The sequence below is a fragment of the Pseudodesulfovibrio cashew genome, from assembly GCF_009762795.1.
In the GTDB taxonomy this organism is placed as follows: Bacteria; Desulfobacterota; Desulfovibrionia; order Desulfovibrionales; family Desulfovibrionaceae; genus Pseudodesulfovibrio; species Pseudodesulfovibrio cashew.
On record NZ_CP046400.1, the window covers coordinates 1,911,799 to 1,930,958 of the forward strand.

A 19,160-nucleotide genomic window follows, 5' to 3' on the forward strand; every position below is an offset into this window, starting at 1 on the left:
AGCGCGCCTGCCCGCAGGCTTTCGCTTTTCGGGCAGCGGAAGCCGTGTTAGCGGCTCTTGGTCCCGAGATCGCGCTGCAGCACAAAAAAGCGCGTCTTTTGCTTACTTTTGGACGCGCCAGCCCAAAAGTAAGTCGGCCCGAAAGGGCCGAAACCCTTCAAGCGTTAATTGCCGCCGACAGGCGGCTTCCTTATTTCTTATAGTCGCGCCGCAGGCGCATCCTTCCCCTGGCACATCTTATGCTGTTCACCGAAGGTGGGCAAAATCTGCCCGTAGCGACGCATCGCACCATCGACCATCGCAACAAAGGGGACCTGACCATGTCATCGCTGTCCATCGGCTACAGCAACTACTCCGGGACGTCGTCCCTGCTCCAGACTTTGTCGGAGCAGACTTCGTCCTCGACCTCGACGAGTACCACGTCTTCCTCCTCGACGAACTCCCAGACGTGGCGGTCGGCCATCAACACGCAGATCAATGCGCTACTCGACATGGTGCCAAAGGGCGACGATGGCAAGCTTTCCTTTCAGGATGTGGACGACTACCGCGAACAGCTGGAAAAGGATTGGGACGAAGCGGTAAAAGAGGATTTCGAAGCCCTGGGCCTGGACCCGGACGCGGAGTACCCGCTCAACTACGACCCCGCCACAGGCACGGTGACCGTGACCAAGGGCCACCCGGACAAGGCGGTCATCGACCAGTATTTCGCCAACAACCCCGACAAGGTCGACGAGTTCGAGGCTATCGTCCAGCTGGGCAAGCTGACCAGCGCCTCCAATTCGACCCTGACTCAGAACGAAATGCGCCAGTCGTTGCAACAGCAGGCCATGTCCTGGTGGTTCGAGGACAACAGCGACCCGACATCCTGGTTCAGCGGCGGCGGACTCGTCCTGGGGCAGCAGACTGCCTACACCGGGCTGAACATCACGGTGTAGATTTTTTTGAATGAGACACTGCGAAGGCCGCTCCTTGGGGGGCGGCCTTTTTGATTTGCATCGGGCGTTCCCTTGGGGAAATACAAGATATGCGCCCAGTCCAAGAGGCATACATCTCCCGGCAGGAAGGAGGCGGAGCGTATGCCTTACACCCCTGAGTGGGCCAGCCGCTCACGATCCCCGCTTGCTCAGGCTGTCAGGCAATCCCGGATTGTCTTTATGAATCTATATGTAATGCATCTTTCCTTACATGAATTGTAAGGAAGTCCGACATAACGGTTAGAGGAAAATAGTCTACATCTCAAAATACTTGCCAATATGGAATTAGGTGCATTTATTGCAATAAGTCTAGTGATGACTGCTGATTGCATACTTCATAGAGAGATAACGGGGCTACATCGCATTTTATATATTTCTTAATAAGGAGGAGAGTCATGAAATAGTTCAAGGTGCCACGCGCTCACAACGTCTTCTTCATGCCGACTCCATCTGCTCTCCTCTCCCACGCCTTCACTCTCGATCCGCACGTTTCGATATCTCATCTACTGCTTCTTGACCGTTTGCTGGCGAGCCCTTTCCCAGAGGCTTGCTTCAACGAAACGCCACAGGACCACAGCGAAACTGCCATTGCGCTTCAGCGCGGGCGCTTCTCCCTGAATGGGTGAGTTCAGCGTATAGGGCATGTGCCGGACAATTGGCTTGGCGGGCCGCATCATGGCCCGGGGTCGCCCGGTCAGGGCACTTGGTACTCACTCGCGTAAAATCAATGGAAGGTGTGAACAGGAGTGGAGAGACTGGGTGAATTGGCAAACAAAAAACGAGGTGTGTTATGATGTTCGCGCGACGATTTCTTCTTGTTTTTGCTCTGACTTTCTGTGTTTTCGGCTTGCCGGTGGTGGCGCAGTCCGCAACCCTCGGAACGTTTGACCGTTGGTACGGCTCCTACATAGGCAACTTCGGAGAGGTCAACACGGCAACCTACGGTCAGATAGTGTCCAATCCCACCTCCATTTATGCGGACAGGATTTCCTTTTATCTCGATGATATTCCCGGTGATGATTTTGTTGATTTCCAGCTGATGATCGGCTCCTGGGGAGGCAGCGCCATGACGGAACTGCTGTGGGAAAGCCCTGCATACGCAACGACAAACAACGGAGGACTCGACGGTTTCGAACGGTTCGACATGTCCGTGGATCATGTGCTGTTGAACGGCGGCACCGAGTACATCATATTTCTGACCGCAAGCAATCTTTTTGACGGCTTGGATGGGAGAGCGCACGTGGGAACGACCACAGGATCAGGCTTCGTATTCTTCAGTAACCGCGATGATTTTAGCCTGCTGTATTCGGATTGGGACACCTTTTTTATCGGTCGTTCCCTGGCATACGAAATCGAATACACGCCTGCGGGGCAGGTTGTTACCCCGGAACCCTCGACATTTATCCTTCTGTGCGCAGGCCTGTTGGGGTTGATCGGCTTGGGCCGGAAGAGATTTACTGAAAAGTAGCCTGGGGCAGGGCTCTGGAAAAGGCGCAGTCCGTATCGGGACAGCGCCTTTTTTGCCCCAGAGGAGAAGGATGTCTGAGCGGGGGCAAAAGAAAAGGGAGTCGCTATTGCGACTCCCTTCCGAGGTCCCGGCATGCCGGGTTCCGAACCATGGTGATCTGGCTTGAAGGTGTGGGTTGCGGTCCAATCCTTTTATTGCCTTTGGAGGTGCTTCGGTTCGGCCTAAGAATTCGAGTTACCAGTCCAGTCCTGGGACCAGGACTTCCAGGACTCCAGGTACTGGTGCCAGCAGCGGCGGCCAATAATGATGTCCATGATCTTGGTGATATTGATATTGGAAAACATGGCGCTCTCCTTGTCTTCACAGTGTTGTTTCAGGTTGTCGAAACAGGACCTTTAACGTGCCAGGCGTTTTATCAACAGCCGTCCTGGCTTGGGCTGTTTGCAATGCTGCGTGCCACGTGGCGGATAGTCTCCTCGAAGATCCCCTCTGAATCGTAGGGAGTGAGGAGCGAGGTGCGGACGGAACCGACGATGTTGCCGTAAATGATCAACGCGGTCTTCTCCACAGGGAGGTCGCGGATCGATCCGTCTGCAATGCCCATGTTCACGCACCGTTTCAGTTCTTCAATGAAGAAGCTGAATTTCTCTGCCACCTTGGCGGCGTCAACGCCGACTTCCATGTGGCTGAAGGGCGAGCAACGAAGCAGGACTGAAAACCGTTTCCGATGCTCTTCGGTAAATTCAAAGTAGGCGGACATGTAGTTGCAGATCGCTTCCATCCCGGTCTTGGCGTCCTTGGTCGCCTCGATCAGTCGGGTGATGATCCTGTCCGCCATGTCAAATCCCGCTGCAAGAAACAGTTCCTGCTTGTTGCCGAAGTAGTGGGAGACCAATCCGAAGGATACATCAGCGCGCCCCGCCACGTCCTTGACCGTGGCATTGGAGAAACCCAGTTCTCCAAAGGCTTCTTGAGCCGCTCTCAGTATTGCTTCCTTCTTAGTCATCGACCACTGCCTTCCCCTGCGGGTACGATTTCGATTGATTGTGCAATCAACTTGTTGAGTCCTTTTTAGATTGATTGTGCAATCAGTGTCAAGCGGTTTTCGTTATTTTTTGAAGAAAATGAACTTAACACACTTGAATAATGCAATATAATTTTAACGTAAGTGAGCGCGAAAGTCGCCGTTAACATGAACAATAAGGCTCTCAAACGGCTTACGTCGGGGAAATTTGACTGGCTGTTTGCGGTCAGAAAGAGCCGCAGGGGGGCGCATAGGCCTGACGGAGATCGTCCACGACGGCCTCCCTGTTCCGGGCGTTTTCCAGGGGCAGCAGATAGACGCTGTTCCAGCATTCGTTCGCCAGGCATTCGGGGTGGTCCGGCGCGGCCAGCGTGTCTTTGAGGCTGGTTGTCCCTGCGATGGCCAGAGGATGGGCTTCGAACCCGGCGCGGTGGCCACGGGGGTGGGTGTAGGCGAGTATGCAGACGCCGGGAACGTCGGGGAACGTCGTCTGCTTCGGCCTAAAGGCGAAGCGGTAGCGTTCCCCGGAACTTCCCGTGAAGATTCTTGTTTCCCGTTCGGGCATGGATCCCTTTATTTCATGTTCTTCTGCATCTTGGCCCAGGTGTCCCGCAGGGTGGCCGTGCGGTTGAAGACGAGCTTGCCGCCGGGCTTGTGGTCCCTGGCGTCGGCGCAGAAGTAGCCGGTGCGCTCGAACTGGAAGTTGGTGCCCGGGGCCATGTCGGCCAGGGCGGGCTCCACCCAGCACTCGTCCAGCACTTCCAGAGAGTCGGGGTTGACGTAGTCCACGAAGGTCTTGCCCTCTTCCGGCGCATTGGGGTTCTCGCAGGTGAAGAGGTTGCCGTAGTTGCGCACCTCGGCCTTGACGCCGTGGGCTGCGGAAACCCAGTGCAGGGTGCCCTTGACCTTGCGGCCGTCCTTGGACCAGCCGCCCTTGGTTTCGGGGTCGTAGGTGGCGCGGATCTCGGTGATCCGTCCGTTCTCGTCCTTTTCGTAGCCAGTGCAGGTCACGTAGTAGGCGAAGCGCAACCGCACCTCGCGGCCGGGTCCGAGGCGGAAGAATTTCTTGGGCGGCTCCTCCATGAAGTCGGCCCGTTCGATCCACAGCTCCCGCGAGAAGGGGACCACGCGTTCGCCGTAGGACTCGTCCTCCGGGTGCAGGGGCATGGTGAACTCGTCCACCTGGTCCTCGGGGTAGTTCTCGATGATCAGCTTGACCGGGTCCATGACGCCCAGGTAGCGCGGGGCGCGGGCGTTGAGGTCCTCGCGCAGGCAGGCCTCAAGCAGGGCGTACTCCACGGTGGAGTCGGCCTTGGCAACGCCGATGCGCTCGCAGAAGTCGCGGATGGAGGCCGGCGTGAAGCCCCTGCGGCGGAAGCCGCTGATGGTCGGCATGCGCGGGTCGTCCCAGCCGCTCACGTGGCCTTCCTTGACGAGCTGGATGAGCTTGCGCTTGCTCAGCACCGTTCCCGTGATGTTCAATCGGGCGAACTCATACTGGTAGGGACGCTGGTTAAAGCCGGGCAGGGCGGCCAGCTCCTCGTAGACACTGCTGTTTTCGCCGAAGAGCTCGGGCTGCTTCAACCCCTCCATGAGCGTGTTCACGCACCAGTCGTAGAGCGGACGGTTGTTCTCGAATTCCAGGGTACAGATGGAGTGGGTGATGCCTTCGATGGCGTCGGAGAGCCCGTGGGTGAAATCGTACATGGGGTAGATGCACCATGCGTCGCCCGTGCGGTGATGGTCGGCGTGCTTGATGCGGTACAGGGCCGGGTCGCGGAGCATTACGTTGGGTGCGGCCATGTCGATCTTGCCGCGCAGGATGCACTCGCCGTCGGGCATTTCGCCCGCCCGCATCTTGCGGAACAGGTCGAGGTTCTCCTCCACGGTCCGGTCGCGGTAGGGGGAGTTCTTGCCCGGCTCCTTGAGGGTGCCGCGGTTCTCACGGATTTCGTCCGCGCTCTGGTGGTCCACGTAGGCCTTGCCCATCTTGATGAAAAGTTCGGCGATGTAGTAGAGCTTCTCGAAGTAATCCGAGGCGAACGGGTTGGCATCCCAGGAGAAGCCGAGCCAGGATACGTCCTCGCGGATGGAGTCGACGTATTCCACCTCTTCCTTGACGGGGTTGGTGTCGTCGAAGCGCAGGTTGCACTTGCCCTGGTAGTCACGGGCGACGCCGAAGTTCAGGCAGATGGACTTGGCGTGGCCGATGTGCAGGTAGCCGTTGGGCTCCGGGGGAAATCGCGTATGCACGCGGCCTCCGTACTTGTCGGACTCGTTGTCCGCGTCGATGATGGTACGGATGAAATCCTTTCCTTTCTCAGGCGCTTCGGGCTTATTGCTCATGGGTGCGTTTCCTTGCGTGTGTAATGGTTCCCGGAACAAGGGGTATACAGGACGTGAGCCGTTCGGTAAACGGGAGCTCGTGCCGGAGCCCTGAAATACGGGAAATCGTCTGGCCGGTCAACGCATCCCTTGCCGTACGCGGCATAAGAGCGAGGATGAACCGCAACCCAGGAGGCAGCCATGTCATTATTCACCATCGATACCGACTCATGCAAGCGCGACGGCCTGTGTGCCGCAGCGTGTCCTCTGGGCTGCATCGCTCTCGACGCGGAAGGCTATCCCATTCCCCATGAGCGCAAGCAGGCCTACTGCATCGGGTGTGGCCACTGCATGGCCGTCTGCCCCACTCAGGCCATCCGGCTCGACCGCTTCGATGATACGGGGGAGCTCCTGGACCGGAAGAATGCGGCCACGCCGGAGCAGGTGGTGCAATTGCTCAAGGGGCGCCGTTCGGTGCGCGCCTTCAAGAAGGAGCCGCTCCCCGAGGAGACCCTGCGCGAACTGCTCGACCTCACCGAGTACGCCCCCTCCGGGCACAATGCCCACCCCGTGCGCTGGAGCGTTGCGGCCACGCCCGAGCGGGTGGCCGAGGCGGCGCGTGCCACGGTGGACTGGATGCGGGGCGAGGTCGAGGCCGAAACGGAGAGGGCGGCCGCCCTGCACCTGGCGGGTATCGTCAAGGCCTGGGACAGAGACATCGACATCGTCTGCCGCGAGGCGCCCGCCCTGGCCGTGGCGCACGGTCCTGCCACGGGCATCACCCCCATGGAGGACGGCGTCATCGCCACGGCCTACCTCGAGCTGGCGGCCCACGGCCTCGGGCTGGGCGCGTGCTGGTGCGGTTACGTGCAGATGGCCGCCGGGACCGATGCCGCCCTGCGGGAGCTCCTCGGCATCCCGGAGGAGGGCCGGGTTTACGGCGCGCTCCTCCTCGGCAGGCCCGCCCGCCGCTACCGGTTCATACCGCCCCGTCCGGGCGCAAATGTGCATTGGGTCTGATATATAAGGAATACCCAACTGGACGGCAGGTTGAATTTCTGCAATGGATGGGCATGCGGTCCGCATCTCTTCGTTTTGTCCCTGTTCTGTGGGGTTTGCTCTTCCTGCTTTTCGCGGTTGATTGCCAGGCGCGCACGGTCCGGGTGGGCATCGGTTTCGCCATCCCGCCTTATGTGATCCGGGAGTCGCACGCGGGCATCGAGGTCGACGTCATCCGGGAGTCGCTCAAGGCCGCCGGGCTCGAGGTGGAATTTGTCTACCTGCCCAACCTCCGCCTGCCTGTGGAGTACGCCGCAGGCAACGTGGACGGCATCGCCACCAACACGGCCTATGATCTGGCCGGGGACTCCGGGCGCGAAACCTACTCTTCGGGGACCACCATTATTCTTCAGAACTATGCCGTGACTCTGCTTACCGCGGAGCCGGTGAATTCCTTTGACGACATGGAGGACAAGCGGGTGCTCGCCTTCAACAACGCCGTCAAATATCTTGGTCCCGATTTCGGGAAGATGACCAAACGGAACGACCGGTATTCCGAGCTGGCCGATCAGTCCCTCCAGGTCAGGATGCTCTATTCGGGCCGGGTGGACGTGGTCGTTGCGGACAAGCGCATCCTGCTCTGGTGGCGGGACAAGCTGGCCAACTCGCCCCTGGCCCAAAAGCTGGAACTGAAAAAGCCGTTGCGCTTCAACGCTGTGTTCCCGCCTTCGCCGCGCCACGTGGCCTTTGCCGATCCCGGCCTACGCGACGCCTTTGACCGGGGGCTCGATACGATCAGACGGTCCGGGCTCCATGCCGCCATCCTACAGCGGTATCTGAAATCCTACGCCGTGAAGTAGGGGCGCGCCACATGTTGTCACGCTCCCCGGCATGGGCTATCCTGCGCATCGAATGGAGCAACCGTCCGAACCAATCCCGGAGAAATTCATGAACCAAGCAATGGGGCCGCACTCGGCCGAAGACTACGCCGCGTTCATCGACAGGAACGTCCACAAGTTCCTGCCCAAGTTCAGCACCTACTGCGCCAACCCCGCCTCGTTCCATCCCGGCTGGAACTGGGCCGCCTTCTTCTTCACCTTCTGGTGGTATCTTTACAGAAAGATGTACCTCTGGGCCGCGCTCTGTTTCGTGACCATGTGGCTGCCCTATTTCAATCTGATCATCTGGATCGGCTGGGGCGTGGCCGCCAATTCCCTCTACTTCCGGCACGCCAACACCAAGATCGCCGAGGCCAAGGCGTTTTACGGCAGCGGTTATCAGGTATACCTGCGCGATGCCGGGGGCGTGAACACCTGGGTGCCATGGGTGGCCCTGCTTATCTCCGGCGGCTTCTTCCTGCTGGCCCTGCTTGGGTTTATCAGCATGGCCTTCTTCGCAGCCGCCTTCTGACTGCCGTCGATGGGCGTGCCGTCCACGCCCGGCGTGGGAGTCTGACCGTTCGTTGCCGCGTTTGTTTTGTGGCGCGGCGTGTGACCGGCAGTCATTTTCCTGCGCCCCCCATTGACCCGGCGGGGCGGGTGCCGTACCGTACCCCCATTTCGCCAACGAGCCTTCCGGGGGAACAATGTCCAGTCAAAACCACGCGTTCGGGTCCGTTCAGGTCGCCATAGACTACCACTCCATCACCACGCTCTTCGAGCGGGCCCACGCCGAGGGGCGCGACGCCCTGTTCGAGCACGAGGTTTACGACCTGCTGCGCGACTCCGGGGCCGAGACCCCGCCCCGCACCGTGCTTCTGGAGCGGGACGCGCGGCCGAGCGACGAGGAGCTCGACGCGTTGCCCGGCGAAAAGGTGGTCCTCAAGATCGTATCCCCGGCCATCGTGCACAAGACCGAGGTGGGAGGCGTGCGCGTGGTGGAGAATACTCCGGGCCAGGTGCGTTCGGCCTGGCGGCGCATGCTCCAGGAGGTCCCCGAGAATTTCGCGGCCATGCTTGAGCGCGACCCGGCTCACGCCCCGGCCCGTTATGCCGGGCTTTCGGGCGGAGAGCTGCTGGACGCGGTGCGGCGGGATATCTGGGGCGTGCTCATGGTCCAGTTTCTGCGCCCCGACTCCCAGGCCTTCGGCAACGAGCTGATCGTGGGTATCCGCCGGACCAGGGAGTTCGGCATGATCATCGGCGCGGGGCTGGGCGGCACCGATACCGAACTCTACGCCGAGCGTTTCCGCAAGGGACAGGCCATGGTCGCCACGTCCACTGCCCTGGCCGACGGCGAGGCCTTTTTCGAGCTCTTCCGCAACACCTTGTCCTACAAGAAACTGGCCGGGCTGACGCGCGGTCAGCGGCGCATCGTCACCGACGCCCAGCTCATCGAGTGCTTCTCCTCATTCATTGACATGGCCAACCATTACTCCCCGGAGAACCCGGACGCGCCCTTCGTCATCGAGGAGCTGGAGATCAATCCCTTTGCCTACGCCGACTATCTGATGGTCCCCCTGGACGGCATGTGCCGGTTCTCCCGTCCCGGTTCCCTCCCGGTCCCGCGTCCGGCGGGCAAGATCGGCAACCTGCTGCACCCGGAGACCATAGGCATCATCGGGGTCTCGTCCACGCGCCGGAATTTCGGGCGGATCATTCTGGACAACGTCATCGAGGCCGGATTCGATCCCGCGAAGATGACCGTGATCCGGCCCGGCCTGGAGGAGATCGGCGGTGTTCGCTGCGTCCCCTCACTGGCCGATCTTGAGGAAAAGCTCGACCTCTTCGTGGTCGCGGTGGGCGCGGAGCAGGTGCCCAGGTTGGTGGAGGATCTGGTGGAGCTGGACTGCGCCGAGTCGGTCATGCTCATTCCGGGCGGCATGGGCGAAACCGCCGAGAGCGAGGCGCGTGCCCGCGAGGTGATCGGCCGCATCCAGGCCGCCCACGCGCAGGGCGGCGGGCCGGTCTTTCTGGGCGGCAACTGCATGGGCGTGGTCTCCCGGCCCGGCAACTACGACACCTGGTTCATCCCGGACGAAAAGCTTCCCGATTTTTCTCACGGCAGACATCACCGGGCCGCGTTCATCTCCCAGTCGGGCGCGTTCATGCTCACCCGGCTCTCCCAGTGCCCGCTGTTGGACCCGGCCTACATGGTCTCGGCGGGCAACCAGACCGACCTGACCCTGGGCGATCTGCTGGGCTGGTTTGCCCAGAGCGATGAGGTGGACGTCATCGCGGTCTATGCCGAGGGCTTCAACGACATGGACGGGCTGGCCTTCTGCCGGGCCGTACGCAGGGCGGTGCTGGCCGGGAAGGAGGTCATCTTCTACAAGGCGGGCCGTACTCCGGAAGGGCGCTCCGCCACCAGCGGCCACACCGCTTCCCTGGCCGGGGACTACGTGGTCTGCGAGTCCTGCGTGCGCCAGGCCGGCGCCGTGGTGGCCGATTCCTTTACCCAGTTCGAGAACCTGTTCATGCTGGCCGAGCGGCTGCACGGCAAGACCATCCGCTCCAACCGCCTGGCCGCTGTATCCGGGGCCGGGTTCGAGGCAGTGGGCATGGCCGATTCCATCCAGTCGGACTCCTACCGCATGCGCCTTGCCGCATTGGCCGGCCCCACCAGAGAGCAGCTTGACGGATTATTCATGGACCACCGGTTGAGCAAGCTGGTCACCGTTACCAACCCTCTGGACATGACCCCGGCGGCCAACGATTTCGTGCACGCCGAGGCCATCCGCATCCTGGCGGGCGATCCCGGCGTGGACGCAGTGGTGGCCGGGCTGGACCCGCTCTCGCCGGTCATGCGCACCCTGGCCGACCCGGAGCACAAGGCTTTTGACTTCGCGGACGAGCGGTCCATCGCCGCCCGCCTGGCCGACCTGCTGCCCACGCTGGATACCCCGGTCATCGGCGTGGTGGACGGCGGACGGCTCTATGACCCGCTGGTGGATCGGCTCAAGGAGGCCGGACTGTGCACCTTCCGCACTTCGGACCAGGCTGTGGCCGCCATCGCCCAATACATCGAAGGCAGGCTGGCCGCCGACGCAATCCGGCGTTCGGCGCGCCAGGGCGCAATGTCCCGATAATAACTGACAGGGGTTTTTATTTTCCGTAAATTGTAGTCATGCGCAGGTATGTCCTTCTTGCCATGGCCTTCCTGGTCCTGCTCCCGGTCCCCGGCTGGGGCGCTGAATACTTGCATGTCATTTCCATGGTGGCCCCGCCGCGGGTCATGCTCATCGACGGCGAGGTCACCGGCATGGCGGCGGACCTGGTCAAGGAAGGACTTACGCGGGCCGGATACCAGTTCGATATCGAACTGGTCCCGTGGAAGAGGGCGCTGTACATGATTCAATCGGGCACTGCGGACGCGCTCTTCTACCCCATCTTCACCAAAGAGCGGACCGAGTACTTCCACTATTCTCCCACCCCCCTGTTCCGCATAGGGCTTGCCGCGCTGAAACGAGCGGATTCCGATATCGTGATTCGTCCCGACTTCGGAGGGCTCGACCACCTTGTCCTGGGCATCGGGCTGGGGTTCCAGTACGGCCCCAAGGGGAAGGAGTTCATGGAAAAAGCCCACTTTGTGAAAATCGAGGCCACTTCAAGCAATAATCTCGGGTTCCTGAAGCTGCTGGACGGTCGCATTGATCTTCTGCTCATGGACAGCACCCTGGCCACGCACTACCTGAAGCAGAGGTCGACCCTGGGCAAGGTTGACTTTGCCCGTGACGAGCAGGGACGCATTGCTATCCTCGACTATCGGGAAGGGTACCTGGTCTTTTCCAGGAAAACCGCTACCGCCGTGGATGCGGCTAATTTTTCCAAGGCGCTGGACTCCATGATACGAGACGGCACTTATGACGATATAGTCAATCGTTACAAGTGATCGGGCTGTTGTTGTCCCCAATCTTTCAGGATATCCTGCTTATTTATTGAATCCTTCCGGGATGTTTGCTACGGTTTGTCAGGCTGGGAAAACCAGGCCTGCGGTATGCCCGGACCCCCGCCCGGGCCGAAAACGCCGTGGAGGCGCACCGTGTCGGATGCCCATTACTACCAGGGATTGGCCAAGAGCATGATGTTCACCATCATCCTGGTCTCCTACGCTCCCCTGCTGCTCATCACCCTCATCGCCGGATACCAGTATTCCGTGGCCTACCGCGCCAAGGTGGACGCCCACCTGCGCGAGCTGGTGCTCAAACACGACCAGGCCGTGGACGCCTATCTGGAGGAGAAGGTCGAGGAGCTCCAGGTACTGGCGGAGGCCGTGGGGGTGGAGCGGCTGCGCGGCGACGCGGGTGTGGCCCGGTTGCACGACGTGCTGGCTCGGGTGCACGGCAGCGACTTCGTGGACCTGGGACTGGTTGACTGCAAGGGTGTTCAGGTGGCCTACTCCGGTCCATACAAGCTCCTCGGGGCGAACTACGCGGACGCCCCCTGGTATCGTGAGGTGCTGGAGCGCAAGGTCTTCATCAGCGACGTATCCCTGGGGTTGCGCGGGGTGCCGCACTTCACCATCGCCCTGCTCGTTCCGGTAAACGGCCAGGATTGGGTGCTCAGGACCACACTGGATTTCATCGGCTTCAACAAGCTGGTGGAGGACATCCTCGTCGGCGAGACCGGCATGGCCTACATCATCAACCGCAAGGGCGAATTTCAGACCACGCCACGCCGGGACATGTCCGGCGAGCTTTCCTTTCTGCGCAAGCTGGCCGCGGGCAGGGCAGGTGACAGCGAGCTGGCCCACGGCAGGGCCTCCATGACGGTCGAGACCAACCCGGCCACGGGCCGCGAGACCCTCTTCGTCACCAGCCCGCTCAAATCGGGCGATTGGCTGATGGTCTACCAGCAGGACGTTGACGATGCCTTTTCCGCCCTGGACCAGGCGCGCAACCTGGCCGTGGTGGTCCTGCTCCTCGGCGGCATCGCCATTACGGTCATGGCCTACCTCATGAGCCGCCGCATGGCGCGCAAGGTGGAGCTGGCCGACGTGGAAAAGGAGATGATGAACGAGCAGGTCATCGAGGCGGGCAAGCTGGCGAGCGTGGGCGAGCTGGCGGCGGGCATTGCCCACGAGATCAACAACCCCGTGGCGATCATGGTCGAGGAGGCCGGGTGGATTCAGGACCTTCTGGACGAGGGGCTGGACCAGGACGACAACGAGCGCGAGGTGCAGCGCGCCCTGCGCCAGATTCGCGAGCAGGGCGTCCGTTGCCGCGAGATCACCCACAAGCTGCTCAGCTTCGCGCGCAAGATAGACCCCACGGTGGAGCGCATCGACGTCAACGACATGATCATGGAGATGGTCGAGTTTTGCGAACAGCGGGCCCGCTACGCCAATGTGGCGATGGAGGCCAGCCTGGCCGACGACGTGGCCGAGGTGGAGGGGAGCGCCTCAGAGGTGCAGCAGGTGCTTCTCAACCTGATCAACAACGCCATCGACGCCATGGACCCCGGCGGCGGCAATCTCGACATCATGTCCCGCATGGAGGACGGCGTCGTGGCCGTGTCCATATCCGACACCGGGTGCGGCATCCCCCAGGCCAACCTGCAACGCATCTTCGATCCCTTTTTCACCACCAAGCCTGTGGGCAAGGGCACCGGGCTCGGACTGTCCATCATCTACGGCATCGTCCACAAGATGGGCGGCGACATCGCGGTCAAGTCCGTGGTGAACCGGGGCACGACCTTCACGGTCCGCTTTCCGGCCGCCGAGTCTTCGGAAACGGTGGATGCCGGTGACGGCGAGGAACTCTGACCGGGGCCAATGGAGGAGACAATGGCGGCACATCTTCTGCTTATCGACGACGAACAACCCTTCGTGGAGACCATGGCCAAGCGGCTGGGCAAACGGGGGTATACCGTGGCTACGGCTCTTAGCGGCGAGGACGGGCTCAAGGCCCTGGACGCGGACCACTCCGTGGACGTGGTCATCCTGGACGTGAAGATGCCGGGCATGGACGGCATCGAGACGCTGAAGCGGATCAAGGCGGAACACCCGTTGGTGGAAGTACTCATGCTCACGGGCCACGCCACCGTGGCCAGCGCCATTGACGGTATGAAAAGCGGGGCCTATGACTACATGATGAAGCCGTGTGATATCGACGAGTTGCTCGCCAAAGTAGGCGAGGCGTACGATCAGAAACAGGCCCGCGAGACCCGGATTTTGGAGGCGCGCGCACGGCATATCGAACTCAGGCGGGGGGATTGATGATCATGCCCGACACAGCCATTCGTGTGTTGCTCGTGGATGACGAGGCCGGATTCGTGGACGTGCTCAGGAAGCGCATGAACAAGCGCGGGTTCGCGGTGAGCACCGCCGTGAGCGGCACCAAGGGTATCCAGGCGCTGCGCGGGGATGATTTCGACGTGGCCGTGCTCGATCTCAAGCTCGAGGATATGGACGGCATCGAGGTCCTGGATATTTTCAAGAAGATGGTCCCGTCCATGCCGGTGATCATGCTCACCGGTCACGGCAGCGAGCAGGCCGCGCGGGACGGTATCGCGCGCGGGGCTTTCGACTACCTGCTCAAGCCGTGCGACCTGGATGATCTGCTGGCCAAGATCCGTGAGGCCGTGGGAGTCGAGTCATGACCTTCGACGTACTGCTGGTGGACGACGAGGCGGACTTCCTGACTCCGCTGCGCAAGCGCCTTGTCCGGCGCGGCCTTTCCGTGCGCGAGGCCAATGACGGCGAATCCGCGCTTGAGGCCATGACCGCCGCCCCGGCGGACGTCTGCGTGCTCGATGTGAAGATGCCGGGGATGGACGGGCTGACCCTGCTCACCCATATCAAGAACGAGTGGCCGCTGACCGAGGTGGTCATGCTCACCGGGCACGCCTCCCTGGAGGTCGCCCTCCGGGGCATGGAGCTGGGCGCGTTCGACTATCTCATGAAGCCCGTGGAGTTCGAGGAGTTGTTCTACAAGCTCGAGGACGCTGCCGGACGTAAACGGCTGCACGAGGAAAAGCTCCGTCGGTCCGAACCGGGCGGGCGGGTCGGGTAAACCATGTCCATCCTCGATTGGCTCCCCTTCACCGGGAAAAAGAAGAAGACTCCCGAGGAGCTGGCGGCTATCCGCCGGACCTTTGCCGCGCGCTACAACCATTTTCGGCTGCTCATCCAGGCCAACACCCGGGCGCACGATCTCATCGGCGAGTTAGAGGACGCCCTGCGGGGCTATACGCCTTACGGCATGCACTACGTGCGCACCCTGTGCACTCGCATCTCCACGTCCATATTCCAGATGGTGCGGCATCTCAACGAACTCAATCCGGGCGCGTACGAAGGGCTCAACGGCCGGTTCCAGGCCATCCAGGAACGGATCATGCCGCATATCGAGCCCGAGGTGCTCCGCCGACAGGAGCACGCCCTGGTCATCAATCTTGCCGACGTGGGGCGGGATCATGCAGACCTGTGCGGCCCCAAGATGGCCATGCTCGGCGAGGCCGGGCGGCAGCTGGGCATGCGCATCCCCGCCGGGTTCGTCATCACCACCGAGGCCTATCGCCGGTTCGTGGCCTCGGACGATCTGCGCATGGAGGTGGACCGGCTGATCCAGACCGCCGATCCTTCTGACCGCGAGGCCATGTTCCAGCTCTCCTCGCGCATCATGCAGATGATTATCGCCGCCGAGGTGCCCGACGAACTGGTCGAGGCCGTGGAGACGGCCTACGGACGGCTGTGCGAGGCCGCCGGACACGAGGTCAAGCTCGCGGTGCGTTCCTCGGCCCTTGGCGAGGACATCGAGGGCGCCTCCTTTGCCGGACAGTACCGCTCCATGCTCAACGTGGACCACTCCTCTCTGCTCTATGCCTACAGGGAAGTCGTGGCCTCCAAATATTCGCGGCAGGCCATGGCCTACCGGGTCTCTCGCGGCATCCGTGACGAGGACGTTGCCATGAGCGTGGGCTGCATGGTCATGGTCGAGGCCCGCGCCTCGGGCGTGACTTATTCGCGCAGCCCGGTAAACGTCCGCGACGACAATGTGGCCATCCAGTCGGTCTGGGGACTGCCCAAGACCGTGGTGGACGGCTCCGCGGAGACCGACGAACTGGTGGTGGCGCGGACTGAACCCATGAGCGTGGTTCTGCGCGAGGTGGCGCACAAGAAAAGCCAGTACGTCTGTCACGAGAACGTGGGCGTGTGCCGCACCGAGCTGCTGGACGGCAGGGGGGACGAGGTCTCTCTCACCGACGAGCAGGCCGTGCGCATTGCCGGACACGCTGTTCGGCTTGAGGAATATTTCGGCACGCCCCAGGACGTGGAGTGGGCCATCACTGAGGACGGCAGGTATCACCTGCTCCAATGCCGCCCGCTCATGCTGGTGGAAGGGGAGGAGCCCGAAGAGAAGGCTCGGCCCGCCGTGGCCTCCCCGCTGCCCGAGCCCGTTCTCTCGGGAGGCCGCATCGCCAGCCCCGGCGTGGGCGTGGGGCCGGTCCATGTCATCCGCAAGGACGCGGACACCCTGACCTTCCCGGACGGCGGGATCATGGTCCTGTCCCAGGCGTTGCCCAGCCGGGCGGCCCTGCTGGACCGTTGCAGCGCGGTGGTCTCCGAGCAGGGAGGTATTGCCGGGCACCTGGCCAACGTGGCCCGCGAGTTCGGGGTCCCGGCCCTGTTCGGCGTGAAGGGGGCGACGGATCGCCTTGAAAACGGCGCGATCGTCACCGTGGACGCTGACGGACATGCGGTCTACGACGGGGCGGTGGAGGCGCTGCTGGTGGAGAAACCCCGCCAGCGGGTCATGCGCGGGAGCCCGGTGCAGGGAGCGCTGCGCAAGGCGGCCCGGCACATCGTTCGGCTCAACCTGACCAACCCGGATTCCCCGGAGTTCCGCCCTGAGGGGTGCCGCACCCTGCACGATATAATGCGCTTCTGCCACGAGATGGCCGTGCGCGAGATGTTCGAATTTTCCACCCACGACGAATATGTCCAGGCCGCATCGCGTCAGCTCATCTGCGGCGTGCCCAAGCAGTTCTGGGTCCTGAACCTGGACGACGGGATCAAGCCCGAGGGCGAGCAGCGGGAGGACCGGTGCGTGCTCCTGGAGCACGTGGACTCCTTTCCCATGCGCGCCCTGTGGGAGGGCATGCAGGCCGTGCCCTGGGAGGGGCCGCCGCCGGTGCACGGCAAGGGACTCATGGCCGTCATGTTCGAGGCCACGGCCAACCCCAACCTGGTCACGGCGGGTCAGTCCCTGTACACGCAAAAGAATTATTTCATGATTTCGAAGAACTACTGCTGCCTACAGTCCCGTTTCGGGTTCCACTTCTGCGGGGTGGAGTCCCTGGTGGGCGAGCGCACCAGTGAGAATTACGCCTCCTTCCAGTTCAAGGGCGGGGCCGCGAACATGGAGCGGCGCATCCTGCGCGCCCGGTTCGTGGGCGACATTCTGGAGGAGTTCGACTTCCGTGTCCGCGTCCGGGGTGACAACATGCACGCCCGCGTGGAGGGGCTGGACAGGCAGGCCATGGCCTTCCGGCTCAAGGTTCTGGGCTATCTCATCACTCATACCCGTCAGCTCGACATGATCATGACCAACAAGGGTGAAGTGGCGAGGCGGCGTGAGCGCTTCTTTGCCGACTTCGCCATGTTCGGTGAAAAATAACTACCACGCCGGAGCGGTTGTTAGCAGATATGTACATTCTCGGCAGTAATATATAACAAGAATGTAAAAAAATGGATGACCGGCTGCGCGCCATCCGCCCGGAGATGGCGGCGGCAAGCCAACTGTCGGGAATGGCATCGTGTTTGCTTTATGGCCGCCATGCATCCTACCGTCCACGGGCTGAAGCTGACAGCCCTGCTCGCCATTTGCCAAGTTATCGACCAGGCCCTCGATCTGGAGTCGGCCCTGGAGGGCGTGCTGCGCATCATGTCCGAACAGCTCTCCATGCAGCGCGCCACAGTCACCCTGTACGATCCGGATACCGGAAATCTTTCCATCAACGCCTCCTACGGACTGACCAGCGAGGAGAAGCGGCGCGGCGTGTACAAGTTGGACGAGGGCGTCACAGGACGCATCTTCCAGACCGGCGAGCCGTACTACGTGCCCGACATCGACAAGGAACCGCTCTTCCTGGACAAGACCGGGTCCCGCAGGGTCAAGCGCGGCATGATCTCCTTCATCGGCGTGCCCATCATCCTGCATGGCGACCCCATCGGCGTGCTCAACGTAGACCGTCTCTTCGAGGACGAGATCGGCTTCGAGGAGGATGTGGATTTCCTCAAGGTAGTGGCAACGCTCATCGGCCAGTTCCTCAGTCTGAACGAGAAGATCCTCAAGCGGGAGGCGGTGCTCAAGCGCGAAAACACCTCCCTCAAGTACCAGATATCCAAGAAGTCCAAGGGTCCCTACATCGTGGGTCAGTCCGCGGCCATGGTCGAGGTCCAGCGCCAGATGGAGAAGGTGTCGCCCACGCGGGCCACTGTGCTCCTGCTCGGCGAGTCGGGTGTTGGCAAGACGCTCATCGCCCAGATCATCCATGAACTTTCGGAGCGCCAGGGCCACCCGTTCATCAAGGTCAACTGCGCCTCCATCCCCGGCAACCTGCTTGAGTCCGAACTGTTCGGCTATGAGAAGGGCGCGTTCACCGGGGCCTCGAATTCGCGGCCGGGCCGGTTCGAGGAAGCGGATACCGGCACCATCTTTCTTGACGAGATAGGCGAGCTGCCCATGGGCCTCCAGGCCAAGCTGCTGCGCGTGCTGCAGGAAAAGGAGCTTGAGCGGCTGGGTTCCAACCGGACCCGGACCATCGACGTGCGAATCCTGGCCGCCACCAACCGCGACCTGGGAGACCTGGTGGAGCGGGGCAAGTTCCGGCTCGACCTTTACTACCGACTCAATGTTTTCCCGGTCCGCATCCCGCCCCTTCGCGAGCGCAAGGAGGACATCACCGCGCTGCTCAACCATTTTCTCAAGAAGATGGCCGAGGACTACGGGCGGATCATTCATTTCACCTCCACGGCCCTGGACGCGCTCATCCGTTACGACTGGCCGGGCAACGTCCGCGAGATGCAGAACCTCATCGAGCGGCTCGTAATCATGTCCGATACAGACCGTATCTCACTGGAGTTCCTCAAGTCCTACCTCGCGCCGGGCCAGACAGCCGCAGTGCAGGAGGTGGTCCATTTTTCCGAGGAGACCCCGCGCTACACCTCCCTCAAGGAGTTCGAGCGCAACGAGGTCCTGGCCGCCTTGGAGCGCAACGGCTGGATCCAGTACAAGGCCGCCGAGGCCCTGGGGCTGTCCGCCCGTCAGATGGGCTACCGGGTCAAGAAGTACGGCCTGGAGTCCATGATCGCCGAGGGACGGGCCAAATTGAGGCGGCTCAAAGAGGTTGGCAACTGAATTTCAAGCGTACCTCCGTCAACCTCAACCCTTGCAGCCGACAGGCCCCGCCGTTCGCAACCGGCGGGGCCT

At 61.9% G+C, this 19,160-nt stretch carries 17 protein-coding genes; 13 read left to right on the forward strand and 4 right to left on the reverse strand.

Annotation, left to right across the window (positions count from 1 at the left end):
* Positions 1-239: 239 nt before the first annotated feature.
* Positions 240-935 (forward strand): hypothetical protein, encoded by a 696-nt coding sequence (locus GM415_RS08610; RefSeq protein WP_242012418.1) that lies wholly within the window; start codon positions 240-242, stop codon positions 933-935.
* An 829-nt stretch (positions 936-1,764) separates the two neighbouring features.
* Positions 1,765-2,442 (forward strand): PEP-CTERM sorting domain-containing protein, encoded by a 678-nt coding sequence (locus GM415_RS08615; protein WP_158947410.1) that lies wholly within the window; start codon positions 1,765-1,767, stop codon positions 2,440-2,442.
* A gap of 221 nt (positions 2,443-2,663) precedes the next feature.
* Here the strand turns inward: GM415_RS08615 and GM415_RS18195 are convergent, their stop codons facing one another.
* The 4 genes from GM415_RS18195 to GM415_RS08630 all read right to left on the reverse strand — a co-directional run bounded on the left by GM415_RS18195 (position 2,664) and on the right by GM415_RS08630 (position 5,812).
* Positions 2,664-2,786: a hypothetical protein gene (locus tag GM415_RS18195; protein WP_277872936.1), complete on the reverse strand. Its 123-nt coding sequence runs from the start codon at positions 2,784-2,786 to the stop codon at positions 2,664-2,666.
* A 71-nt stretch (positions 2,787-2,857) separates the two neighbouring features.
* The gene (locus tag GM415_RS08620) at positions 2,858-3,448 is read right to left on the reverse strand and encodes a TetR/AcrR family transcriptional regulator (protein WP_158947411.1); all 591 of its coding nucleotides are present in this window, start codon (positions 3,446-3,448) and stop codon (positions 2,858-2,860) included.
* Positions 3,449-3,692: 244 nt separating this feature from the next.
* Positions 3,693-4,031, reverse strand: a complete 339-nt coding sequence (locus GM415_RS08625; RefSeq protein ID WP_158947412.1) for a hypothetical protein — start codon at positions 4,029-4,031, stop codon at positions 3,693-3,695.
* Positions 4,032-4,039: 8 nt separating this feature from the next.
* On the reverse strand, positions 4,040-5,812 hold the full coding sequence (locus tag GM415_RS08630) for a glutamine--tRNA ligase/YqeY domain fusion protein (RefSeq protein WP_158947413.1): 1,773 nt from the start codon (positions 5,810-5,812) through the stop codon (positions 4,040-4,042).
* A gap of 180 nt (positions 5,813-5,992) precedes the next feature.
* Here GM415_RS08630 and GM415_RS08635 point away from each other — a divergent pair, with 180 nt between their 5' ends.
* The 11 genes from GM415_RS08635 (at position 5,993) to GM415_RS08685 (ending at position 19,088) form a co-directional block, all read left to right on the forward strand.
* On the forward strand, positions 5,993-6,811 hold the full coding sequence (locus GM415_RS08635; protein WP_158947414.1) for a nitroreductase family protein: 819 nt from the start codon (positions 5,993-5,995) through the stop codon (positions 6,809-6,811).
* A 53-nt stretch (positions 6,812-6,864) separates the two neighbouring features.
* Positions 6,865-7,650 (forward strand): substrate-binding periplasmic protein, encoded by a 786-nt coding sequence (locus GM415_RS08640; RefSeq protein ID WP_158947415.1) that lies wholly within the window; start codon positions 6,865-6,867, stop codon positions 7,648-7,650.
* Between the two features lie 88 nt (positions 7,651-7,738).
* On the forward strand, positions 7,739-8,200 hold the full coding sequence (locus GM415_RS08645) for a hypothetical protein (RefSeq protein ID WP_158947416.1): 462 nt from the start codon (positions 7,739-7,741) through the stop codon (positions 8,198-8,200).
* A 175-nt stretch (positions 8,201-8,375) separates the two neighbouring features.
* The gene (locus GM415_RS08650; protein ID WP_158947417.1) at positions 8,376-10,817 is read left to right on the forward strand and encodes an acetate--CoA ligase family protein; all 2,442 of its coding nucleotides are present in this window, start codon (positions 8,376-8,378) and stop codon (positions 10,815-10,817) included.
* Between the two features lie 38 nt (positions 10,818-10,855).
* Positions 10,856-11,620 (forward strand): substrate-binding periplasmic protein, encoded by a 765-nt coding sequence (locus tag GM415_RS08655; protein ID WP_158947418.1) that lies wholly within the window; start codon positions 10,856-10,858, stop codon positions 11,618-11,620.
* A 150-nt stretch (positions 11,621-11,770) separates the two neighbouring features.
* A complete protein-coding gene (locus GM415_RS08660) occupies positions 11,771-13,492 on the forward strand; it encodes a sensor histidine kinase (protein ID WP_158947419.1) in 1,722 nt (573 codons plus the stop codon).
* Between the two features lie 21 nt (positions 13,493-13,513).
* Positions 13,514-13,945: a response regulator gene (locus GM415_RS08665; protein WP_158947420.1), complete on the forward strand. Its 432-nt coding sequence runs from the start codon at positions 13,514-13,516 to the stop codon at positions 13,943-13,945.
* A gap of 5 nt (positions 13,946-13,950) precedes the next feature.
* Positions 13,951-14,328: a response regulator gene (locus GM415_RS08670; protein WP_158947421.1), complete on the forward strand. Its 378-nt coding sequence runs from the start codon at positions 13,951-13,953 to the stop codon at positions 14,326-14,328.
* Positions 14,325-14,741 carry a response regulator gene (locus tag GM415_RS08675; RefSeq protein ID WP_158947422.1) on the forward strand — a complete coding sequence of 139 codons (417 nt, stop codon included), beginning with the start codon at positions 14,325-14,327 and terminating at the stop codon, positions 14,739-14,741. Before GM415_RS08670 ends, GM415_RS08675 begins: the two co-directional genes overlap by 4 nt.
* 3 nt (positions 14,742-14,744) lie before the next feature.
* Positions 14,745-17,345: a PEP/pyruvate-binding domain-containing protein gene (locus GM415_RS08680; protein WP_158947423.1), complete on the forward strand. Its 2,601-nt coding sequence runs from the start codon at positions 14,745-14,747 to the stop codon at positions 17,343-17,345.
* A gap of 159 nt (positions 17,346-17,504) precedes the next feature.
* On the forward strand, positions 17,505-19,088 hold the full coding sequence (locus GM415_RS08685) for a sigma 54-interacting transcriptional regulator (RefSeq protein WP_158947424.1): 1,584 nt from the start codon (positions 17,505-17,507) through the stop codon (positions 19,086-19,088).
* Positions 19,089-19,160: the final 72 nt, after the last annotated feature.